The organism is Pseudomonas purpurea (assembly GCF_039908635.1).
Lineage (GTDB): Bacteria > Pseudomonadota > Gammaproteobacteria > Pseudomonadales > Pseudomonadaceae > Aquipseudomonas > Aquipseudomonas purpurea.
In genome coordinates this window covers 2980870-3002319 of sequence record NZ_CP150918.1, presented here as the reverse complement: position 1 = coordinate 3002319, position 21450 = coordinate 2980870, and the positions used below count along the sequence as shown (strand labels likewise).

Annotated in this window: 18 protein-coding genes and 1 pseudogene; 11 read left to right on the top strand and 8 right to left on the bottom strand. The window is 60.8% G+C overall.

The window, feature by feature from the left end:
- Positions 1-2 precede the first annotated feature (2 nt).
- From AABM54_RS13530 to AABM54_RS13515, 4 genes are all read right to left on the bottom strand, one after another.
- Positions 3-860, bottom strand: coding sequence for an ABC transporter permease (locus AABM54_RS13530; RefSeq protein ID WP_347900431.1), 858 nt, complete (start codon positions 858-860; stop codon positions 3-5).
- A complete protein-coding gene (locus AABM54_RS13525; protein WP_347900430.1) occupies positions 857-1798 on the bottom strand; it encodes an ABC transporter permease in 942 nt (313 codons plus the stop codon). Before AABM54_RS13525 ends, AABM54_RS13530 begins: the two co-directional genes overlap by 4 nt.
- Positions 1799-1808: 10 nt before the next feature.
- The gene (locus tag AABM54_RS13520; RefSeq protein ID WP_347906194.1) at positions 1809-3347 is read right to left on the bottom strand and encodes an ABC transporter substrate-binding protein; all 1539 of its coding nucleotides are present in this window, start codon (positions 3345-3347) and stop codon (positions 1809-1811) included.
- 141 nt (positions 3348-3488) lie between these two features.
- On the bottom strand, positions 3489-4613 hold the full coding sequence (locus AABM54_RS13515; RefSeq protein WP_347900428.1) for a C45 family peptidase: 1125 nt from the start codon (positions 4611-4613) through the stop codon (positions 3489-3491).
- A 401-nt stretch (positions 4614-5014) separates the two neighbouring features.
- On the opposite strand from AABM54_RS13515, the gene AABM54_RS13510 reads away from it, so the two are divergent.
- Positions 5015-5506: a GNAT family N-acetyltransferase gene (locus AABM54_RS13510; RefSeq protein ID WP_347900426.1), complete on the top strand. Its 492-nt coding sequence runs from the start codon at positions 5015-5017 to the stop codon at positions 5504-5506.
- An 18-nt stretch (positions 5507-5524) separates the two neighbouring features.
- Positions 5525-6838, top strand: a complete 1314-nt coding sequence (gene chrA, locus AABM54_RS13505) for a chromate efflux transporter (RefSeq protein ID WP_347900424.1) — start codon at positions 5525-5527, stop codon at positions 6836-6838.
- Here chrA and AABM54_RS13500 read toward each other — a convergent pair.
- Both AABM54_RS13500 and AABM54_RS13495 read right to left on the bottom strand, forming a co-directional pair.
- Complete coding sequence (locus AABM54_RS13500; protein WP_347900422.1) at positions 6813-8564, bottom strand: phosphoethanolamine transferase CptA; 1752 nt, start codon at positions 8562-8564, stop codon at positions 6813-6815. The genes chrA and AABM54_RS13500 overlap by 26 nt on opposite strands.
- 270 nt (positions 8565-8834) lie before the next feature.
- Positions 8835-9020 carry a DUF6026 family protein gene (locus AABM54_RS13495; RefSeq protein ID WP_347900420.1) on the bottom strand — a complete coding sequence of 62 codons (186 nt, stop codon included), beginning with the start codon at positions 9018-9020 and terminating at the stop codon, positions 8835-8837.
- 260 nt (positions 9021-9280) lie between these two features.
- On the opposite strand from AABM54_RS13495, the pseudogene gnd reads away from it, so the two are divergent.
- Together gnd and zwf are read left to right on the top strand one after the other, a co-directional pair.
- A pseudogene (gnd, locus tag AABM54_RS13490) lies at positions 9281-10273 on the top strand (phosphogluconate dehydrogenase (NAD(+)-dependent, decarboxylating)); the annotation flags it as partial.
- On the top strand, positions 10270-11790 hold the full coding sequence (gene zwf / locus AABM54_RS13485) for a glucose-6-phosphate dehydrogenase (protein ID WP_347900419.1): 1521 nt from the start codon (positions 10270-10272) through the stop codon (positions 11788-11790). The pseudogene gnd and the gene zwf, both read left to right, overlap by 4 nt.
- 91 nt (positions 11791-11881) lie before the next feature.
- Here the strand turns inward: zwf and AABM54_RS13480 are convergent, their stop codons facing one another.
- Both AABM54_RS13480 and AABM54_RS13475 read right to left on the bottom strand, forming a co-directional pair.
- Positions 11882-12361, bottom strand: coding sequence for a nuclear transport factor 2 family protein (locus tag AABM54_RS13480; protein WP_347900418.1), 480 nt, complete (start codon positions 12359-12361; stop codon positions 11882-11884).
- A gap of 57 nt (positions 12362-12418) precedes the next feature.
- A complete protein-coding gene (locus AABM54_RS13475) occupies positions 12419-12982 on the bottom strand; it encodes a TetR/AcrR family transcriptional regulator (RefSeq protein ID WP_347900416.1) in 564 nt (187 codons plus the stop codon).
- A 160-nt stretch (positions 12983-13142) separates the two neighbouring features.
- Between AABM54_RS13475 and pssA the strand changes: the two genes are divergently transcribed.
- From pssA to AABM54_RS13440, 7 genes are all read left to right on the top strand, one after another.
- Positions 13143-14486, top strand: a complete 1344-nt coding sequence (gene pssA, locus AABM54_RS13470) for a CDP-diacylglycerol--serine O-phosphatidyltransferase (RefSeq protein WP_347900415.1) — start codon at positions 13143-13145, stop codon at positions 14484-14486.
- A gap of 116 nt (positions 14487-14602) precedes the next feature.
- A complete protein-coding gene (locus AABM54_RS13465) occupies positions 14603-15619 on the top strand; it encodes an AraC family transcriptional regulator (protein WP_347900413.1) in 1017 nt (338 codons plus the stop codon).
- A gap of 166 nt (positions 15620-15785) precedes the next feature.
- Positions 15786-17450, top strand: a complete 1665-nt coding sequence (locus AABM54_RS13460) for an AMP-binding protein (protein ID WP_347900412.1) — start codon at positions 15786-15788, stop codon at positions 17448-17450.
- 16 nt (positions 17451-17466) lie between these two features.
- Positions 17467-18228, top strand: a complete 762-nt coding sequence (locus AABM54_RS13455; protein WP_347900411.1) for an SDR family NAD(P)-dependent oxidoreductase — start codon at positions 17467-17469, stop codon at positions 18226-18228.
- A 12-nt stretch (positions 18229-18240) separates the two neighbouring features.
- Complete coding sequence (locus AABM54_RS13450; protein WP_347900410.1) at positions 18241-19434, top strand: acetyl-CoA C-acyltransferase; 1194 nt, start codon at positions 18241-18243, stop codon at positions 19432-19434.
- Between the two features lie 12 nt (positions 19435-19446).
- Complete coding sequence (locus AABM54_RS13445) at positions 19447-20574, top strand: acyl-CoA dehydrogenase (RefSeq protein ID WP_347900409.1); 1128 nt, start codon at positions 19447-19449, stop codon at positions 20572-20574.
- A gap of 14 nt (positions 20575-20588) precedes the next feature.
- A complete protein-coding gene (locus AABM54_RS13440; RefSeq protein ID WP_347900407.1) occupies positions 20589-21362 on the top strand; it encodes an enoyl-CoA hydratase in 774 nt (257 codons plus the stop codon).
- The last annotated feature ends 88 nt before the right edge of the window (positions 21363-21450 follow it).

Genomic DNA, 21450 nt, shown 5'->3' with positions numbered 1-21450 from the left:
GATCATCGGCTCATTCGCGGGTCGAGGCGGTCGCGCAAGGCGTCGCCGAACAGGTTGATGGCAACCAGTGCCAGGGCGATGAACAACCCCGGGAACAGGCCGAGCCACGCGGCACTGGCAATGTAGGGGCGGCTGGCGGCAAGCATGTTGCCCCAGGTCGCTGCGGGTGGCGGAACGCCCAGCCCGAGGAAGCTCAGGGCACTTTCCGACAGCAGGGTCCAGCCGAACATGCTGGTGGCCAGCACGCACAACGGGGCGACGCAGTTGGGGGCGATGTGCCGGAACAGCGTGTACAGCTCCGAGTTGCCGATCACCCGGGAGGCCTCGATGAACTCGCGTTCACGCAAGGACAGCACACTGCCGCGCACCACCCGCACCACTGACGGCGTGTAGGCGATGCTCAAGGCCAGCACGATGCCGTACTGGCTCGCGCCGATGATCGCCATCAGCCCCAGCGCCATCAGAATGCCGGGGAAGGCCAGCAGCGCATCGTTGACCATCATCAGTACGCGGTCGGTCCAGCCCCGCAGGAACCCGGCGAGCATGCCGATCAGGCTGCCGAAAAACAGCGCCAGGCACACGGTGAGCAGGCTGATCCACAAACTGGTGCGCGCACCGATGATCAAGCGGCTGAACACGTCGCGGCCAAACTCGTCGGTGCCCAGCCAGTGCACCTGCGAAGGGGCCTTGAGCCGTGACAGCAGGTCGATTTGCAGCGGATCGAACGGCGTCCAGAACACACCCATCAGGGCCATGACAATCAGTATCACCAGCAGCGTGCCGCCAATCAGCGCGTTGGCCGGTGGCCAGCGCAGCGGACGACGGGCACTCAAGGTCACAGGAGGCATCGAGGCGGTCATAACTTCACCCGTGGGTCGAAGAGTGGGTAGAGCAGGTCCACCAGCAGGTTGACCATCACGTAGATAAAGGTGATCAACAGCAGGCAGCCTTGCAGCACGGGGTAATCACGGGCGTAGATCGCATCCACCATCAGGCGGCCGATGCCGGGGAGGGTGAACACGGTTTCCAGCACCGCGATGCCCCCCAGCAGGTTGCCGAGAATCAGGCCGATCAAGGTCCAGGTCGGTGCAAAGGCGTTGGGCAAGGCGTGCCGCCACAACACCGCCCGTTCGGACAAACCTTTGGCCCTCGCATGGGCGATGTATTCCAGGCGCAGCACTTCGATGGTGCTGGCCCGGGCCATGCGGGTGATGGCGCCGAGTTCCACCAGGGTCAGGGTGACAATCGGCAGCACCAGATAGGTGACGGCCAACCCTGGGTTCTGCGCGAATGGCACGTAACCCACCACTGGCAACCAGTTGAGCTTGATGCCGAAGGCGTAGAGCAACAGCAACCCGAGCCAGAAACTGGGGATCGACAGCAACAGGGTTGCGCCGGTCACCAGCCCCAGGTCCAGCGGGCTGTTCTGCTTCCACGCGGCAAACAGCCCGGCAGGCACTGCAATCAGCGCCGCGAGGAACACCGCCACCAGCACGATGCTCGCACTGACCGAGAAGCGGTCCAGGATCAGTTCCAGCACCGGCTGCTTGCTGGTGATCGAAACACCCAGGTCACCGCTGAGCACCGATTGCAGCCAGTAGACGAATTGCACGCCGATGGAACGGTCCAGCCCGAGTGCTTCGCGGGCGGCGGTCAGGCTTTGCGGGTCGGCCATGTCGCCGAGCATCAGCAGCGCCGGATCGCCGGGAATGAAGCGGATCAGGGCAAACACCACCACCGAAATCAGCAGCAGCGTCGGCACGGACAATGCCAGGCGTTGAGCGATAAATCGCAGCATGATCAACCTCCTATTCGGCCAGTTTCACGCCCCACAGGCGTGGTTTGGCGATGGGCCAGGAGCGATATCCCTGAACCTTGTCCTGGAAGGCACCGAGGGTGCTGCCGTTGTACATCACCACCATCGGCACATCCTCGAGCAGTTGGTGATGCAGTTGGTTGAACAACGCCTGACGCTTGACCGGGTCGCGCTCGCGCATGGATTCAAGCATCCAGCCCTGGGCTTCGGGGTTGTCCCAGACCTTGCGCGGCTGCTGGTTCTTGTCACCCATGATCGACTCGAAGTTCAGCGCTGCATCGAAGCGCGCCGAATAAGAGAACGCCATGATCTGATAGGCACCGCTTTGGTAGCGCTCCAGTTGCGTGCCCCATTCCAGGGTTTCGATGTCGATGTTCAAGCCACTGGCCTGGGCCATCGCCTGGCTGAGCACGGCCATGTCGAACACGCTCTGGTAGCGCTTGTTGGTGATGATCTTCAACGGCTGGCCGTGGTAACCCGCTTCCTTGAGCAGGCGCTTGGCTTCCTCGATGTTGGCTTTGAAACCTTGCTTCTGGACATCGGTGTAGTAGGGGCTGGTGTCGGGCACTGCCGAGTTGTTGGCGTGGGAGGTGCCTTCGGTGAGGGCCTGGACCATGTGTTCGCTGTCCAGGGACAGCGCGATGGCGCGGCGGATGCGCACGTCCTTGAGCAGCGGGTCGCGGGTCTGGAACAGCAACGCGTTAAGGGACATGTTCGAACTGCTGGAAGTCTTGATGCCGGGCAGGGCGCTCAACTCGCGAGCGTCCATGACCGTGACATCGGGCAGCACATCGACGCCCTTCGATTGCAGCGCGGCTTTGGCTGACGCCGCATCCGGAATCACCATGAAGCGCAAGTCATCGATAAACGCCTGTTTGTTGCCGGTGTAGCCGTCGGCGGCAGGTTCCGGGCGGGCGCTGTAATCGGCAAACCGTTGGAGGTCGACGTACTGCCCCGGTTTCCATTCGGTGAACTTGAACGGGCCGGTGCCGATCGGGGCCTGCCATTTGCCGCTGGCGTCAGCGGACGCGGGGTGCACGATGCCGGTACCGCCGCAGTCCGAGCGCGCCATCTGGGCGAGGAACAAGCCGTTGGGCTGGCTCAGGCGAAACACCACGGTCAAGGGATCGGGCGCGCTGATGTCGACCACTTTGGCGACGCTGCGGCCATCGAAATCCGCCAGGCAGCGCCATTGTGTTGCTGGGTCGAGGTAGCGCTTCCAGGTCCAGAGCACGTCGGCGGCGGTGAGGGTCGCGCCGTTGTGGAACTTCACCCCGTCGCGCAGGATGAAGCGGTATTCCAGGCCGTCGTCAGACACCTGGACCTTGCTCGCCAGCAACGGCCCGACGGAGGCGTCTTCGCGGTAGGCCACCAGGCCTTCGACCACGTGCAGGATCACCGCGTCGGTGTTTTCGTCGCGGTTGACGCCCGGTTCAGTGCTGCGAATGTCGGCGTTGAGGGCAACGCGCAACGAGGTGGCGGCTTCGGCACTGAGTGTGCCTAACGCCAGGGTGCTGAGCCCTACGGTCAGGGCAATACGGGTAATGGTTTGCACGGGAGTGATGCTCCACTGGGCGGTTGGCGACGGTGAGATCGGCAGGCGTCGCGAACCGCTGGTTGTTTATTGTCATTATTTTTGTCGTGCCGCCCCGCAGGGCGTGGGTGATGCGCGCTAGTCGAGGTAGCGGTTGATATCGCTCTCCATGGGCAATGAGTAGGCGGTGAATGACCGATTGATGGAGGGCAATGGCGCGACTTCCATCAACCCCACGCCTGGGCGCATGACCACCATCGCCACGGTGGCCGAGAGGTTGCCGGCCATGTTGGGCAGCGGCGGCCGGCACACGGCCCACGGCGTACCGAAGTCATCGAAAAAGGCTTTTTTCAGGTGATCGAGGGTCAACTGCCCTGGGGTTTCGCTGAGAATCTGCCGCACCCGCACATCGCGGTAGAGGCTTTCCGGTACGCTGCTCAACCCGGCTTCGCGCAGCTTGCCAAGGGCCACCGGGCTTTGCCAATGGTTGGCGTGCACCAACAGGCCCTGTTCGGCCTGGATCGGAAAGACTTCGTCCGGGGCGCATTCAAAGTTGATGGCATACCCACCGGCATGGCTGAGCATCATGTTGTTGGAGGTGGATTTGGCGGTGGTCGCCACGACTTTGATCGACAGCGCAAAGTGCTTGGCTTCCAGCGCCTTGCGACGAATGAACGGCAGCGGCACGCCCACCTGGGTGTAGTCGCGCTCGGACTCCAGGTAGTTGGCGGTGATGGCGGTGCCGATGGAGTTCAGCCCGTTGCGTGCCAAGCCCCCGGCCTCGGTAAACGTCAGCACGTCGGGGCCGTCGTCGCGACGGACCTTGAGCACGATGGCGCTGTCGGCGCATTCGGCGCGCCAGTCCCAGTTTTGCCCGTGAATCACTTCGTTATTGGCCGAAGCCGACGGCAGGATCACCGCGCCGGTGCAACCATCCGGGTCGGGAAGCCGCGCCTTGCGCCGGCCCAGTTGAATGATTTCGGTGCGGGCATTGATCAGCACGATGGCCTCGAAATCACAGCCCGCCCCTTGGGCAATGCCACGCATTTCCTGGGCGTACTCGGGCTCGAAGGCTTCGATGCTGGGCACGAACTCGTTGGCGAAGCCGCGAATGTCGGCCCAGGTGTACCCCATCTTCAACAACTGGACCGAATAGATCTCGATACTTTTTTTGATGCGCTCGCTGACGGCCTGGCCATATTGCACGCCGCGCTCGAAAGGGTTGCCGCTGATCTCGACAAGAGGGAAAGGGGAGTGAGTCATGTGGGCATATTCTCGTGTTTTTTGTTTATGTTGCGTACAAGAATTGCTGGATTGAAATGCAGTGTCAATGCTTTTGGTTGATGGATAAAACCATGTTGTAGGACCCCTACACGTCATGCAAATCGTGATGATTAGTTAAAATGGTTATATTTCAGTGAGTTGCGCCAAGAGTGGGTTATGTAGGCCTGCGCAATAAACAGGGTTGTGTATTTACCCGTCGTAAAAACCGGACAATTCCTGCTTTTTGTCGATGAGGCTCAATTGGGCGTATCGACCCGTCAGGGCCAAAGTGCAAACCCCTGTTGTCGCGCCCGGGGGCGGCGCGCTACTGTCTGTCGACCTTTCCGGGCGCCTGAATGCCCGTCAGCCGAAAGGAAACCGACGACTTATCGAGGATGGAAATGGAATCCGCAGACATTCTGGTATTGCAGGCCAGCTACACCAACCCGGTTCACGCCGAGGCCATCAGCCTGGTGCTCAATCATTACGCCGAGGACCCAATGGGCGGTGGCCAGCCGTTGTCCGCCGATGTGTTGCAGCAACTGCCGGCAGAGCTGGCCAAGCGTCCCTATGCGTTCAGTGTGCTGGCGTTTGTCGGGGGCGAGCCGGCGGGGTTGGTGAACTGCTTCGAGGGTTTTTCGACCTTCGCCTGCCGCCCTTTGGTCAACGTCCATGATGTGGTGGTGGTTGCGCAGTTTCGTGGCCTGGGCCTGAGCCAGAAGATGCTGCAAAAAGTTGAAGACATCGCCCGCCAGCGCGGCTGCTGCAAAATCACCCTGGAAGTGCTCGAAGGTAATCCGGTCGCCCAGGCTTCCTACAGCAAATTCGGTTTTGCGGCCGGCATGTTCGACCCGGCTCACGGGCGGATGCTGTTCTGGACCAAGGCACTGTAAATCCATGGGCGAACGCCGATGAGTGCACAGCGTGGTACGCATGACGGCGCCTGGGCGGTGTTTCTGATTTTCCTGCGCCTGGGGTTGACCTCGTTTGGTGGGCCGGTGGCCCATCTGGGGTATTTCCACACGGAGTTCGTGCAGCGCCGGGCCTGGCTGAGCGAAGCTGCTTATGCCGAGTTGGTTGCCCTGTGTCAGTTTTTGCCGGGGCCTGCCAGCAGTCAGGTCGGCATGGCGCTGGGCCTGTCTCGCGCCCGTTACCTGGGCGCCCTCGCTGCCTGGGCGGGTTTCACCTTGCCGTCGGCGCTGTTGCTGAGTGCGCTGGGGTTGGGCATTGCTAGCGGGGGATGGGGGCTGCCGAACGGCCTGATCCACGGTCTGAAAATTGTCGCCGTGGCGGTGGTTGCTCAAGCACTGTGGGGCATGGCCAGAACCCTGTGTCGGGGGCTGGTGCGTATCGGCATTGCGCTGACCGCTACGTTGGGTGTGCTGTGGTGGTCGGGCATTTTCAGCCAATTGGCCGTAATGGCGGGGGCCGCGGTGATCGGGTGGGTATTGCTCAAACCGACTGTCGAGCCAAAAGGCGACGGTCTGTCGATCGCCGTCAGCCGTCCCGTCGCCTGGTTATCGTTGGGGATCTTTTTTGCGCTGCTGGCGGGTTTGCCACTGATTGCGCAGCGATGGCCTGACTCACTGGCGGCATTGATGGATGGGTTCTACCGGTGCGGGGCGCTGGTGTTCGGCGGCGGCCATGTGGTGTTGCCCTTGCTGCAAAACGCCGTGGTCGATTCGGGTTGGGTCAGCAGCGACACCTTTGTCGCCGGTTATGCCGCAGCGCAAGCCGTGCCGGGCCCGTTGTTCACCTTTGCGGCGTTTCTAGGGGCTTCGATGGGCGGCTGGAGTGGGGCACTGGTCGCTTTGCTGGCGATCTTTCTGCCGTCGTTGCTGTTGGTGATCGGCGTGCTGCCGTTCTGGCAATCGTTGCGTCGCAACGGCGGGGTTCAAGCCGCGTTGGCCGGCGTTAACGCGGCGGTGGTGGGGTTGTTGCTGGCGGCGCTGTACGAGCCGTTGTGGACGCATACCATCGTAAAGCCGCTGGATCTGGCGCTGGCGATACTGGCGCTGTTGGCATTGACGGTCGGCAAGTGGCCGGCCCTGGCGAGTGGTGCTGGTGGGGGCCGCCGTCGGGGCGTTTGTGTGGGGCTAGATCTGCTTTTCGTAGGCGCTAGGCTTGCCGGCGATAGCGTCCTTAAGAACGTCATCGCCGACAAGAGCCAGGCGCCCCCTGTGCCTGCAACTCCGATGGTTACTGCTGCACCACGGCCGGTGTAGGGGAGGCGGTGACCGGTTTGGGCTTGATCAGGCTGAAGTCGATCAACGCCCTGGCGCTCTGCTCATGGGGGTTGCCAATCATCAACGGGCGCGGTTTGAAACTGTCGCTGACCAGGCTTCTGCTGCGGTCGAGCTCATCGAAACTCAAACCGGCCATGTCCGCCCAGGTATGCACCAACTGCGAGCTGCTGTAAGGACGGTCGAGTTCACCGGCAAAGTTCCAGTCATGGGTCTGGCGCCACTTCGGCGATGCCCAGGCCATGAACGGAATGGTGTACATCGGTGCGGTCGGCTTGCCCTCGTTACGGCCCAGCGTATCGTGGCCGGCCGAGTCAAAGACGTCTTCACCGTGGTCGGAGAGGTACAGCAGGAAGCCGTTCGGATCGGTCTTGGCGTAATCCTTGATCAGGCTCGACACCACGAAATCGTTGTACAGCACCGCATTGTCGTAGCTGTTGTAGGTCGGCACCTGGTCATCGCGAACACCGGCCGGAACACCCTGGCGGTCCTGGAACTTGTCGAACGTTGGCGGGTAACGGTACTGATAGCTCATGTGCGTGCCCAGCAAATGCACGACGATGAACTTGCGGGGGGCGTCTTCGGCCAACGCCTTGGAGAACGGCTCCAGCACGTCGCCATCGTACTGGCGGGCGTTCTGGTTACGGTTATTGTTCAGGTACACCTGCTCGTCGGCCTGCTCGGAGAAGGTCGTGAGCATGGTGTTGCGCTTGGTCATGGTCTGCTGGTTGGTGATCCAGTAAGTCTTGTACCCGGCCTGTTTCATCACGCTGACCAGCGACGGAGTCTTGAGGTACAGGTCCGGGTTCTGCTCGTCGGCGAAAGTCAGTACCTGTTGCAGCGCCTCGATGGTGTACGGCCGCGGGGTGATGACGTTATCGAAGACCGCCAGTTGATCCTTGAGCTTGTCCAGTTCCGGCGTGGTCTGGCGAGGGTAGCCGTACAGGCTCATGCGTTGACGGTTGGTGGATTCGCCGATCACCAGCACCAGGGTTGCCGGTTGATTGGCCATGGTGTCCTTGAGGTTTTTCAACGGCGGGATCTTGCCGACATCCGCGAGCATGCCCTGCATGTTGTCCAGTTGCTGGGTGTAGCGGCGGTACGCGACCAGCATCTGCCATGGTACTGCCGGCTCGATGCGGGTTTCGATTTTCTCCATGGCGGCGGTCAGGGTGTCGGTCTTGGAGATCTGCTTGACGATGGGGTAACCGAGCACCGCCCCCAGAATCACCGTCGCAGCGGCCCAGGCCTGGAGTCGGGGCAGGTAGACCGGACGCACACGGGTCCAGAGGAAAATAGACATCAGCGTGTGGGCAATGAAACCCAGTACAATCCACCAGGCAAAATACTGGGTCATGTATTCGCCAGCTTCAGAGATGTTCGACTCGAACATGATGAAGATGACGCTTTGCGAGAATTCTTGCTGGTAGATGAAGAAGTAACCCAGGCTTGCCATGGAGCAGGCCCACAGCACCACGCCGATCAGCGCGCTCAGTAACCGGGTACGGGCCGGGAACAGCAGCATTGGCGCAAGCCACAGGGTGCTCATTACGAAGGCTTGGCGAAAGCCTGCAAAACCGGCGGTGCCTGTGGTCAGAATCAGCAGTTGGGTGATGCCGGAGAAATACCAGAAGAACAGAAACAGCCAGCCGAGGCCGGCCCAGTCAAACCCTGTCGCAGGCTTGCTGCTGCGTTTGAACAATGTCATTGAGCGCTCCCGTCGTCGTCAACGGTTCGCCGTAATCCTCAAGGACACCGACGAACGATCGACTGCTCGCGCGTCGACGAGCAGTCATAAAGCTTGGGAGTATTGCCAACACGGTGTGAAAACTTTGTGAGTTTCGTTCAGCCAACTGACAGCAAGCAGGCAAAGTCAGCACAGGAACGAGTGTCCGGCCGACGCAGAGGAAGGGGCTGAGGCATGTTGTACGTCAAAGGTTCGCGGTGGCTGTCGCCGGAACCCTTGCGTTCAGTGCGATCAGAGGCCGGCGGCCTTGAGTGTCACGGCCGGGGTTTGCGGCAGTTGGGCCTGCTGCAACAACAGGCGCAGTTGGGCAACCTGGCGCAACAAGTGTTCGCGCTCGTCTTTGAGCTGGCGCAGTTCATCACGACGGATGCTGACATACAGGGTTTGTGGGGGACGTGCGGTAACGACAGGGTCCATTGCTCACCTCGCAAATGGCGTGCATCAACTGTGATTGAGCCTCGTCAAACGGCTTGAATCACTATCGGCGCCAATTTTGATTTCTTTTAGGCAGCATGGGAACTTTTTTATTTTTGATTGTCGTTGTGCCTTCAACGGCTCGAGCGACGTTATCCATGGTGATTGGGCATTTTGCCCGGAAACTATGTTGCATCCCTCTGGACTAACCCACATGAGTTTCATTGGGCTATAACCTGTGACATACCTTTTTTTGTAGTAAGGAGCATCAGCACATGCAACTGGGGATCATTGGACTGGGCCGCATGGGCGGCAACATTGCGCGGCGCCTGATGCTCAACGGGCACACCACTGTGGTCTACGACCGCAACACCGCGTTCGTTGACACCCTGAGCCAAGAGGGCGCTACTGGCGTCGCAGACTTGCCGGCACTGGTCGCGGCACTCAATAAACCCCGAGCGGTCTGGGTCATGTTGCCTGCGGGCGCACCGACCGAAGAAACCATCGACACCCTGAGCCAGTTACTGGACGCAGGTGATGTGATCATCGATGGCGGCAACACCTTCTATAAGGACGATATCCGCCGGGCCAAAACCCTCGCGGAAAAAGGATTGCAGTACATCGACGTCGGCACCTCCGGCGGCGTCTGGGGGCTGGAGCGTGGCTATTGCATGATGATCGGCGGCGACGCCGACGTGGTGAATCGCCTCGATCCGTTGTTTGACACACTGGCGCCGGGCCTGGGCGATATTCCGCGTACCAAGGACCGTGTTGCCGACGACGATCGCGCCGAGCGTGGCTACATTCACGCCGGGCCAGCGGGTTCCGGGCACTTTGTGAAGATGATTCACAACGGTATCGAATACGGAATGATGCAGGCGTTTGCCGAAGGCTTCGACATTCTGAAAACCAAGGCCAGTGAAAACCTGCCTGAAGATCAGCGTTTCAACCTGAACGTGGCCGATATCGCTGAAGTCTGGCGTCGCGGCAGCGTGGTGTCTTCCTGGCTGCTGGACCTGACCGCCGACGCATTGGCCAGCGATCCGAAACTCGACGGTTACTCTGGCGCCGTGGCCGACAGCGGTGAAGGTCGCTGGACCATCGAAGCGGCCATGGAACAGTCGGTGCCGGTTCCGGTGTTGTCCAACTCGTTGTTCGCCCGTTTCCGCTCGCGCCAGCAAAGTACCTATGGCGACAAACTCCTGTCGGCCATGCGCTTCGGCTTTGGCGGCCACGTAGAGACGCCGAAGAAATGACCTCGATCCGCAAGAAATCCAAGGCAGAACCTGCGCCGCCGACCACGTTGTTCCTGTTCGGCGCCCATGGCGACCTGGTCAAGCGCCTGCTGATGCCGGCGCTGTACAACCTCAGTCGCGACGGCCTGCTCAACGATGGCTTGCGGATCGTTGGCGTCGATCACAACCCGATCAGCGATGCGGACTTCGCCAAGAAACTCGAAGACTTCATCCGTACCGAAGCGGCGAGCAAGGTCGGCAGTGGCCAACAGGCGCTGGACCCGAGCTTGTGGGCCAAACTGGCCAAGGGCATCAGCTACGTCCAGGGCGACTTCCTGGACGACAGCACGTATCAGGCGCTGGCAGCAAAAATTGCTGCCAGCGGCACGGGTAATGCGGTGTTCTACCTGGCCACCGCGCCACGCTTCTTCAGTGAAGTGGTGCGTCGGCTGGGGGCTGGCGGGTTGCTGGGGGAGGGCCCCGAGGCTTTCCGCCGCGTGGTGATCGAGAAACCGTTTGGCTCTGACCTGCACACCGCCGAAACCTTGAACGCGTGTTTGCTCAAGGTCATGTCGGAAAAACAGATCTACCGGATCGACCACTACCTGGGCAAGGAAACCGTGCAGAACATTCTGGTCAGCCGGTTCTCCAACAGCCTGTTTGAAGCATTCTGGAACAACCATTACATCGACCACGTACAGATCACCGCGGCGGAAACCGTGGGAGTCGAAACGCGTGGTAGCTTTTATGAACATACCGGCGCATTGCGTGACATGGTGCCCAACCACCTCTTCCAGTTGCTGGCGATGGTGGCCATGGAACCTCCGGCGGCGTTTGGCGCCGACGCAGTGCGTGGCGAAAAAGCCAAGGTGGTCGGGGCCATTCGGCCCTGGTCCATCGAAGATGCGCGCGCCAACTCGGTGCGCGGTCAGTACACAGCAGGTGAAATCGACGGCAAGCCGTTGGCCGGTTACCGCGAAGAGGCCAATGTCGCCCCCGACAGCAACACTGAAACCTACGTGGCACTCAAGGTGATGATCGACAACTGGCGTTGGGTCGGCGTGCCGTTTTACCTGCGCACCGGCAAACGCATGAGCGTGCGCGACACCGAGATTGTCATCTGCTTCAAGCCCGCGCCTTACGCACAGTTTCGCGACACCGAAGTCGATCAACTGCAACCGACGTACCTCAGGATCCAGATCCAGCCGAACGAAGGCATGTGGTTCGACTTGCTGGCCAAGAAGCCCGGCCCGGCGCTGAACATGGCGAACATCGAACTGGGATTTGCCTACAAGGACTTCTTCGAGATGCAGCCGTCGACGGGGTATGAAACCCTGATTTACGACTGCCTGACCGGCGATCAAACCCTGTTTCAGCGTGCCGACAACATCGAAAACGGTTGGCGTGCCGTGCAGCCGTTCCTGGATGCCTGGCAACAGGATGCGTCGGTGCAAGGCTACCCGGCCGGTGAAGACGGTCCCGCGGCAGGCGAAGAGTTGCTGGTCCGTGATGGGCGCGTGTGGCACGGCCTCGGATGAGCGGCGTGACGCAGTAAAGCCGTATCTGGGGCGAATCGACAAGCGTGAGCGCAGACCGGCAATGTCCTTTCGGGCATTGCCGGTCTTGCGTTTACAAGCCCAGGTCTGACAGCCCTGGGTGCTCATCCGGGCGACGGCCCAGCGGCCAGTGGAACTTGCGGTCGCTTTCCTTGATTGGCATGTCGTTGATGCAGGCGTGACGGTTGGACATCAGCCCGTGTTCGTCGAACTCCCAGTTCTCATTGCCGTAGGAACGGAACCAGTTACCGGAGTCGTCGCGCCATTCGTAGGCGTAGCGCACAGCAATGCGGTTGTCGGTAAAGGCCCAGAGTTCCTTGATCAGTCGATAGTCCAGTTCCTTGGCCCATTTGCGGGTCAGGAAACCCTTGGCTTCTTCGCGGTTGCTGGCAAATTCGGCGCGGTTGCGCCATTTCGTGTCCAGCGTATAAGCCAGCGACACCCGTTGTGCATCGCGGGAGTTCCAGCCATCTTCGGCCAGGCGGATTTTTTCAATGGCCGACTCACGGGTGAACGGCGGAAGTGGCGGACGAACTTCGGCATTAGATGACATTTAAAGTCTCCAAGGAAAAGTGAGTGTTCAAACAACAGGTCGTTCTTGTTTAAACGGTTACAGGTCCAATAACTTACGCGCCATGCATTGCGCATTATCGGCGGCACTGTGATCGCCCATGACAAGAGCAACGGTAATGGCGCCATCGATCAGGATCAGCAACTGGTGGGCCAGTGCCTGCGGGTCGTGTACGCCATGTTCGGTACAGAGCTCGCACACGTAGTCGAGCAGTTTCTGTTTGTGTTCCTTTGCTACCAGGCGCACCGGGTCTTGCGGGTTGCCGGTTTCGCCGCTGGTGTTGATGAAGGCGCAGCCGCGAAAGCCTTCGCTGGCAAACCAGTGCTTGAGTACCGTGAACAGGTTGAGCAGGCGCTCGCCCGATGAGTCGGCTTTGCCGACTTCGGCGCGAAACCAGGTCATCCAGCGCAGGTCGCGTCGCTGCAGGGCGGCCACCACCAGTTCGTCCTTGTTGGCGAAGTAGCGGTAGATACTTTTTCTGGAGACGCCGGCGGTTTTCACCAGAAGATCCATGCCTGTGGCGGCAATGCCACTTTTGTAGATCAACTTTTCGGTGACATCCAGAATGATGTCGCGTGTGTCGTTGCTAGTGATTTCGTTCATGCGGCAAACAGTAGAACGATCATTCTCCTTGGTCAACTATTTTTTACTTTGATGGCGTTGCCATTAAATATCAGCGCTGTGAATCTCAACGCGTGAAGACCGGAACGGTTCCATGGTGTAAGCTCATGCGCTCTTCGGATTAGACCCATTTGCGAGCCCTATGCCGTCGCTTTTCAAACGTTCCCTACTGCCTAAACTGCGCAGTTTTGCGCTGACCGCCGACGCCGTCACCATTCTGGGCAGCGCTGACGAGTTTCGCCGTTGCCTGCTGGAGAAAATCGCCCAGGCGACCCAGCGTATCTACATCGTCGCGCTTTACCTGCAACAGGATGAAGCTGGCCAGGAAATCCTCGATGCCTTGCACGCCGCCAAAACCGCGCGCCCCACGCTGGACGTGGTGGTGGTGGTCGACTGGTTGCGCGCCCAGCGCGGGTTGATCGGCGCCGGCAAGCAGCCGGGTAACGCGGCCTGGTATCAGCAAGAGACCCGGGACCGCGACAGCGAAGTACCGATCTATGGCGTACCCGTGCAAACCCGCGAGCTGTTCGGCGTGCTGCACCTCAAGGGCTTCGTGATCGATGATTGTGTGGTGTACAGCGGCGCGAGCCTGAACAACGTCTACCTGCACAAGTTCGACAAGTACCGTTTCGACCGTTATCACGTGCTGCGCAACAGCGCCCTGGCTGATTCCATGCAGCACTTGATCCAGCATGGGCTGATCGCTTCCAAAGCCGTGCATCGCCTTGATCTGCCCAACCCGCCGACCACGCGCAGCCTGCGCAACGACATCGGGGACCTGCGCAGCCGCCTCAAGCACGCAGCATACGACACCACGGCCGGTACGCTCCCCACTGGCGGCCTGTCGGTCAGCCCGTTGCTGGGGGTGGGCAAGAACAATGCGTTGAGCCGGGTGATCCTTGAACTGATTGCCTGTACTCAGCAGCAACTGACCATCTGCACGCCGTACTTCAACCTGCCGTTGCCGGTTACCCGGGAAATCAACCGGGCGCTTGCTCGCGGGGTGAAGATCGACATCATCGTCGGTGACAAGACGGCCAACGATTTCTACATTCCGCCCAGCGAACCGTTCAAGGTGATCGCGGCGCTGCCTTACCTGTATGAAATCAGCCTGCGCCGCTTCGCCAAACGCCATCAGCGGATGATCGACAGCGGCCAGTTGAACCTGCACCTGTGGCGTGAGGGCGACAACACCTATCACTTGAAGGGCATGTGGGTCGATCAGCGTTACACCTTGCTGACCGGCAACAACCTCAACCCGCGAGCGTTCCGTCTGGACCTGGAAAACGCCTTGCTGATCGATGATCCGCACAGCGAGTTGATGGAACCGCGTCGCACCGAGCTGACGGAGATTTTCCGCAACACCACGCGCATCGAGCGTTATCAGCAACTGGAAACGCTGGTCGACTACCCGGCAGCGGTTGGCAAGTTCTTGCGGCGGGTGAGCCGCGTGCGGATCGAACGGTTGCTCTACCGCATCCTTTAAGGGCTGCGCCGCAGGAGCCCTTGCAAACGAGTGTCTGCCCTACCAAAGGAGGCTGGCTTTTTGTCCACCACTGCCTAAGATGGCCAACACTCCACTAACAGGGCGCTCACTGATCGATGTCGGAAAAAGACACCATCTCCATTCATCTGGTGCGTGAAGCGTTATTGCAGAGCTGCACGGCCGGTGATGCCAGTGATGAAGTACTGCGCAAGGTCAGTATCGATCCGGCGTTGCTGGAACTGTTCGAGGCCCGTGTGCCAGCCACTCACTACGCTCGACTCTGGCGGCTGCTGGCCCGGCGCACGGGTGACGAGTTCTTTGGCATGGACCCGCGCAAACTGAAGTCCGGCAGCCTGGCGTTCCTGTGTCGTTCTTCCATGGCCCAGCCGACGGTAGCGACGGCACTGGAATCCGGTTTGAATTTTCTGTCGCTGATGCTCGAACGCATGCCCGCGCAACTGGTGCGACAGCAAAGCCTGGCGGAAATCGTCCTGCTGGAAGACGACCCGCAACCGCGCCGCGCATTTACCTACTTCACTTATTGGATGATCGTCCATGGCGTCGCCTGCTGGCTGGCCGGGCGGCGGATTCCGATTCTCGCCATCGAACTGCGCTGCCCACGGCCGGACTTCTGCCACGACTATGAGGTGATGTTCTCCGAAAACCTGCGTTTCGACCGGCCGCGCACGCGGATGATCTTCTCCGCCGACTGCCTCGACCTGCCGATCAAGCGTAATGCCGAAGAACTCAAGCGTTTCCTGGCTCACGCCCCGGCCAATATCCTGGTCAAGTACCGCGACCCGCAAAGCCTGGCCAGCCGGATCAAGCAGGATTTGCGGCATTTGAGCGCCGAACACTGGCCGGAAACCGACACACTGGCACAGCGCCTGTGCATGTCGGCATCGACCTTGCGTCGGCGGCTGGCCGAGGAGGGGCAGACTTATCAGGGCCTCAAGGACAGCGTGCGCAAAGAACTGGCGATTGCCTGGCTGGCGGAACCTTCGATCAGCTTCGCCGAGATCGCCATGCGCCTGGGGTTTGCTGATGCGAGCTCGTTCTACAAGGCGTTTCGCAAATGGTCGGGGTCCAATCCTGGGCACTACCGCAGTTTGATCCTCAACGAAGCGAGCTGATCCGGGCCTTGTATTGAGGCGGCAGGCGGTGCACCGCTTGAGTCTTGGCCAAACCAGTCAAGCAACTTGATAGCTTTGACCATTGCCGCGCCCGGCACGCAGAGCGAGTATTTCCCTGATTTTTACGGTTCCCCCAACCTAATAAAAATACAGAGGGATTCTGGCAATGCGCGATTACCTGTCTGCGACTTCACAGTTCAACTATCAAACTACCGTCGATGCCGCACTGAGCGGTTCGTTGACGGCGCTCAACGCCTGCGTCGAGTGTTGCGACCGCCACGCTTTGCCGGGTCGCATCGCGTTGTTCTGGGAGGGCCGCGACGGTGCCAGCGCGACCTACACCTTCAGTGACTTGCAGGACAAAGCCGCGCGGTTCGCCAATTTCCTGCGGGCGCAGGGCGTCAAGCAGGGTGACAAGGTCGCCGGCCTGCTGCCGCGTAACGTCGAATTGCTGATCGCAGTGCTCGCTACCTGGCGCATCGGCGCGGTCTATCAGCCGCTGTTCACGGCTTTCGGCCCGAAAGCCATCGAACACCGCCTCAACAGTTCAGGTGCTGCCGTGGTGGTGACCGACGCGGTGAACCGTCCCAAACTCAATGACGTTGCTGATTGCCCGACGATTGTTACTGTCGGTGGCCCGAAAGGTCAGGGCATCGTGCGTGGGGACTTCAGCTTCTGGGCCGAACTGGCCAACTATTCGGCACAGTGCGAACCGGTGCTGCTCAGCGGCGAAGACCCGTTCCTGCTGATGTTCACCTCAGGCACCACCGGCCCGTCGAAAGCCCTGTCGGTGCCGCTCAAGGCCATCGTTGCCTTTCAGAGTTACACCCGCGACGCGGTGGATTTGCGCCCCGAAGACGCCTTCTGGAACGTGGCCGATCCGGGCTGGGCCTACGGCATTTATTTCGGCGTCACCGGGCCGTTGGCCATGGGCCATCCGATCACCTTTTACGATGGCCCGTTCACCCTCGAAAGCACCTGCCGGGTGATCAACAAATACGGCATCACCAACCTGACCGGCTCGCCAACGGCGTACCGGCTGCTGATTGCCGGGGGCGACGAATTCGCCCGTTCGATCAAGGGCAAGCTGCGCATCGTCAGCAGCGCCGGCGAGCCGCTGAACCCGGAAGTGATCCGCTGGTTCGCCGACAATCTCAACGTGCTGATCCACGACCACTACGGCCAGACCGAACTGGGCATGGTGCTGTGCAACCACCATGGCCTTGAACACCCAGTGCACATCGGTGCGGCCGGGTTTGCCTCGCCGGGGCACCGGATCGTGGTACTCGACGAGCACCACCAGGAGTTGTCGGTGGGCCAACCGGGGATTCTCGCCATCGACCGCAGCCAGTCACCGATGTGCTGGTTCAACGGTTACGAAGGCGCGCCGACCAAGGCGTTCGTCGGCCAGTACTACCTCAGCGGCGACACCGTGGAGCTGAACCCGGACGGCAGCATCAGCTTCGTCGGGCGCAGCGATGACGTGATCACCACCTCGGGTTATCGGGTAGGGCCGTTCGACGTTGAAAGCGCGCTGATCGAACACCCGGCCGTGGTTGAAGCCGCCGTGGTCGGTAAACCTGACCCGGAGCGCACCGAACTGGTGAAAGCCTTCGTGGTACTCAGCCCTCAATACCGTGCCTCACCCGAGCTTGCCGAAGAGCTGCGCCAGCATGTGCGCAAGCGTTTGGCGGCGCATTCGTACCCCCGTGAAATCGAATTTGTCAGCGAATTGCCGAAAACCCCAAGCGGCAAATTGCAGCGCTTTATCTTGCGCAACCAGGAAATCGCCAAGGCTCAAGAGGCCGCGGTTAACAAGGCTTCGGCTTGAACCCAAGGAAACAATGATGCAGATCGAAAACAAGGCTTTTCTCGTCAGTGGCGGCGCTTCAGGTCTGGGCGCGGCCACCGCTGAAATGTTGGTCGCTGCTGGCGCCAAAGTGATGCTGGTGGATTTGAACGCCGAGGCCGTTGCGGCCCAGGCGAAAAAGCTCGGTGCCCACTGCGTCGTGGCCGACATCAGCCAGGAAGTGGCCGCTGAAGCGGCGGTCAATGCTGCTGTTGCAGCGTTTGGCGGTTTGCACGGCCTGATCAACTGCGCGGGCGTGGTGCGTGGCGAGAAGATCCTCGGCAAAAACGGCCCTCATGCATTGGCCAGTTTCAGCCAGGTGATCAACGTCAACCTGATCGGCAGCTTCAACCTGTTGCGTCTGGCGGCTGCGGCCATTGCCGAGACCGATGCCGATGCCGACGGCGAGCGCGGCGTGATCATCAACACCGCCTCGGTGGCGGCGTTCGACGGGCAGATCGGCCAGGCTGCCTATGCGGCGTCCAAAGGCGCGATTGCCAGCCTGACGTTGCCGGCCGCCCGTGAACTGGCGCGCTTCGGTATTCGCGTGATGACCATCGCCCCCGGCATTTTCGAAACGCCGATGATGGCCGGCATGACCCCGGAAGTCCGCGACTCCCTGGCCGCCGGTGTGCCGTTTCCGCCGCGCCTGGGCAAACCGAGCGAGTACGCCGCGCTGGTCAGGCATATCATAGAGAACAGCATGCTCAACGGTGAGGTGATCCGTCTCGACGGTGCCTTGCGCATGGCCGCCAAATAAGGAGTATTTGTCATGACTATTTCCAACGATCCGATTGTTATTGTCAGCGCCGTCCGCACCCCGATGGGCGGTTTTCAAGGTGAACTCAAGAGCCTGAGCGCGCCGCAACTGGGCGCTGCGGCGATCCGCGCGGCCGTCGAACGTGCCGGTGTGGCCAACGACGCCGTTGAAGAAGTGCTGTTCGGTTGCGTGCTCTCGGCGGGCCTTGGTCAGGCGCCGGCACGTCAAGCGGCGCTGGCTGCCGGGCTGGACAAGTCGACCCGTTGCACCACCCTCAACAAAATGTGCGGCTCAGGGATGGAAGCGGCCATCCTGGCCCACGACATGTTGCTGGCCGGCAGCGCTGAAGTGGTGGTGGCAGGTGGCATGGAAAGCATGTCGAACGCACCGTACCTGCTGGACCGTGCGCGCAGCGGTTATCGCATGGGCCATGGCAAAGTGCTCGACCACATGTTCCTCGATGGTCTGGAAGACGCCTACGACAAGGGTCGCCTGATGGGCACCTTCGCCGAGGATTGCGCCGAGGCGAACGGTTTCAGCCGTGAAGCCCAGGACGCGTTTGCCATTGCTTCGACCACCCGCGCCCAACAGGCGATCAAGGACGGCAGTTTCAACGCTGAAATCGTTCCGGTGCATGTCATGGTCGGCAAGGAACAAAAAACCATCACCGACGATGAGCAACCGCCCAAGGCCAAACTGGACAAGATCGCCAGCCTGAAACCGGCGTTCCGCGACGGCGGTACGGTCACGGCGGCCAATTCCAGCTCGATCTCCGACGGTGCGGCGGCGTTGGTGCTGATGCGGCGTTCGGAAGCGCAAAAGCGTGGCTTGAAACCGCTGGCGGTGATCCATGGTCACGCGGCGTTCGCCGATACGCCAGGCCTGTTCCCGGTGGCACCGGTGGGCGCGATCAAAAAGCTGATGAAGAAAACCGGCTGGTCGCTGGATGACGTCGAGCTGTTTGAGGTCAACGAAGCGTTTGCAGTGGTCAGCCTGGTGACCATGACCAAACTGGAAATCCCCCACAGCAAGGTCAACGTCCATGGCGGCGCCTGTGCGCTGGGCCATCCGATCGGTGCGTCCGGTGCGCGAATCCTCGTGACCCTGCTCTCGGCCCTGCGCCAGAAAGGCCTGAAACGCGGCGTTGCAGCCATCTGCATCGGCGGCGGCGAAGCCACGGCCATGGCCGTTGAATGCCTGTACTAAGGAACCACCACCATGCTCCCGACTGACGAACAACTACAAATCAGCGACGCGGCCCGGCAATTTGCCCAGGAGCGGCTCAAACCGTTCGCCGCCGAGTGGGACCGCGAGCACCGCTTTCCCAAGGAGGCCATCGGCGAGATGGCCCAGTTGGGCTTTTTCGGCATGCTCGTGCCCGAGCAGTGGGGCGGCTGCGACACTGGCTACCTGGCGTACGCCATGGCCCTGGAAGAAATCGCGGCGGGCGATGGCGCCTGTTCGACCATCATGAGCGTGCACAACTCGGTGGGTTGCGTACCGATCCTCAAGTTTGGCAACGACGACCAGAAGGAGCGTTTCCTCAAGCCCCTGGCCAGCGGTGCCATGCTCGGTGCCTTTGCACTCACCGAACCGCAGGCCGGCTCCGATGCCAGCAGCCTGAAAACCCGCGCCCGCCTGAACGGCGATCACTACGTGCTCAACGGCTGCAAGCAATTCATCACCTCCGGGCAGAACGCCGGGGTGGTGATCGTGTTTGCGGTCACTGACCCGACTGCCGGTAAACGCGGAATCAGCGCGTTCATCGTGCCCACCGACTCACCGGGCTACAAGGTTGCACGGGTCGAGGACAAACTCGGCCAGCACGCCTCGGACACCTGCCAGATTCTCTTTGAAGACGTGAAGGTGCCGGTGGCCAATCGGTTGGGCGAGGAGGGCGAAGGCTACAGAATCGCCCTGGCCAACCTTGAAGGCGGACGCGTGGGCATTGCCTCGCAATCGGTGGGCATGGCCCGCGCCGCGTTCGAAGCGGCCCGTGATTACGCGCGTGAGCGTGAGAGTTTCGGCAAGGCGATCATCGAGCATCAGGCTGTTGCCTTCCGCCTCGCGGACATGGCGACTCAAATCGCCGTCGCCCGGCAAATGGTGCATTACGCCGCTGCCCTGCGTGACAGCGGCAAACCGGCGCTGGTGGAAGCCTCGATGGCCAAGCTGTTTGCTTCGGAAATGGCTGAAAAGGTTTGCTCCTCAGCGTTGCAAACCCTTGGCGGTTACGGTTACCTGAGCGACTTCCCGTTGGAACGCATCTACCGCGATGTGCGGGTTTGCCAGATCTACGAAGGCACCAGCGATATTCAGCGCATGGTCATTTCGCGCAATCTTTGAGAAGGAACGTTTGTATGAGCTACGAAACGATTTTGCTGGACGTCCAGGGCCGGGTTGGCCTGATCACCCTTAACCGTCCGCAAGCCCTGAACGCGTTGAACGCGCAGATTGTCAGCGAACTGAACCACGCGCTGGACGGTCTGGAAGCGAACCCGGAAATCGGCTGCATCGTGCTGACCGGTTCGAAAAAAGCCTTCGCGGCCGGTGCCGACATCAAGGAAATGGCCGAGCTGACCTACCCGCAGATCTACCTCGACGATTTGTTCAGCGACAGTGACCGGGTGGCCAATCGTCGTAAGCCGATCATCGCGGCCGTCAACGGGTTCGCGTTGGGTGGTGGTTGTGAACTGGCGCTGATGTGCGACTTCATCCTGGCTGGCGACAACGCCAAGTTCGGGCAACCGGAAATCAACCTCGGCGTACTGCCGGGCATGGGCGGCACCCAGCGCCTGACCCGCGCCGTGGGCAAGGCCAAGGCCATGGAAATGTGCCTGAGCGGGCGGTTGATCGACGCGGTGGAAGCGGAGCGTTGCGGCATCGTTGCGCGCATCGTGCCGTCGGATGATTTGCTGGAAGAAGCGTTGAAAGTGGCGGCGCTGATCGCCAGGAAGTCCTTGCCGATTGCGATGATGGTCAAGGAAAGCGTGAACCGTGCCTTTGAAGTCAGCCTGTCCGAAGGTGTGCGCTTCGAGCGCCGGGTGTTCCATGCAGCGTTTGCCACGCAGGATCAGAAAGAAGGCATGGCGGCGTTTATTGCCAAGCGTGAGGCCGAGTTTAAAGGGATGTGATTTGACATTTGGGGTGGCTGCAAGGGCCACCCTAACCCTCTCCCAAAGGGAGAGGGGACTGACCGAGTTGTTTGGTCGACGTACTGCG

Coding starts and splice junctions, on each gene's coding strand:
- AABM54_RS13530 (WP_347900431.1), bottom strand. CDS start 860: ATGACCGCCTCGATGCCTCCTGTGACCTTGAGTGCCCGTCGTCCGCTG.
- AABM54_RS13525 (WP_347900430.1), bottom strand. CDS start 1,798: ATGCTGCGATTTATCGCTCAACGCCTGGCATTGTCCGTGCCGACGCTG.
- AABM54_RS13515 (WP_347900428.1), bottom strand. CDS start 4,613: ATGACTCACTCCCCTTTCCCTCTTGTCGAGATCAGCGGCAACCCTTTC.
- AABM54_RS13510 (WP_347900426.1), top strand. CDS start 5,015: ATGGAATCCGCAGACATTCTGGTATTGCAGGCCAGCTACACCAACCCG.
- chrA (WP_347900424.1), top strand. CDS start 5,525: ATGAGTGCACAGCGTGGTACGCATGACGGCGCCTGGGCGGTGTTTCTG.
- AABM54_RS13500 (WP_347900422.1), bottom strand. CDS start 8,564: ATGACATTGTTCAAACGCAGCAGCAAGCCTGCGACAGGGTTTGACTGG.
- AABM54_RS13495 (WP_347900420.1), bottom strand. CDS start 9,020: ATGGACCCTGTCGTTACCGCACGTCCCCCACAAACCCTGTATGTCAGC.
- zwf (WP_347900419.1), top strand. CDS start 10,270: ATGACCTCGATCCGCAAGAAATCCAAGGCAGAACCTGCGCCGCCGACC.
- AABM54_RS13480 (WP_347900418.1), bottom strand. CDS start 12,361: ATGTCATCTAATGCCGAAGTTCGTCCGCCACTTCCGCCGTTCACCCGT.
- AABM54_RS13475 (WP_347900416.1), bottom strand. CDS start 12,982: ATGAACGAAATCACTAGCAACGACACACGCGACATCATTCTGGATGTC.
- pssA (WP_347900415.1), top strand. CDS start 13,143: ATGCCGTCGCTTTTCAAACGTTCCCTACTGCCTAAACTGCGCAGTTTT.
- AABM54_RS13465 (WP_347900413.1), top strand. CDS start 14,603: ATGTCGGAAAAAGACACCATCTCCATTCATCTGGTGCGTGAAGCGTTA.
- AABM54_RS13460 (WP_347900412.1), top strand. CDS start 15,786: ATGCGCGATTACCTGTCTGCGACTTCACAGTTCAACTATCAAACTACC.
- AABM54_RS13455 (WP_347900411.1), top strand. CDS start 17,467: ATGCAGATCGAAAACAAGGCTTTTCTCGTCAGTGGCGGCGCTTCAGGT.
- AABM54_RS13450 (WP_347900410.1), top strand. CDS start 18,241: ATGACTATTTCCAACGATCCGATTGTTATTGTCAGCGCCGTCCGCACC.
- AABM54_RS13445 (WP_347900409.1), top strand. CDS start 19,447: ATGCTCCCGACTGACGAACAACTACAAATCAGCGACGCGGCCCGGCAA.
- AABM54_RS13440 (WP_347900407.1), top strand. CDS start 20,589: ATGAGCTACGAAACGATTTTGCTGGACGTCCAGGGCCGGGTTGGCCTG.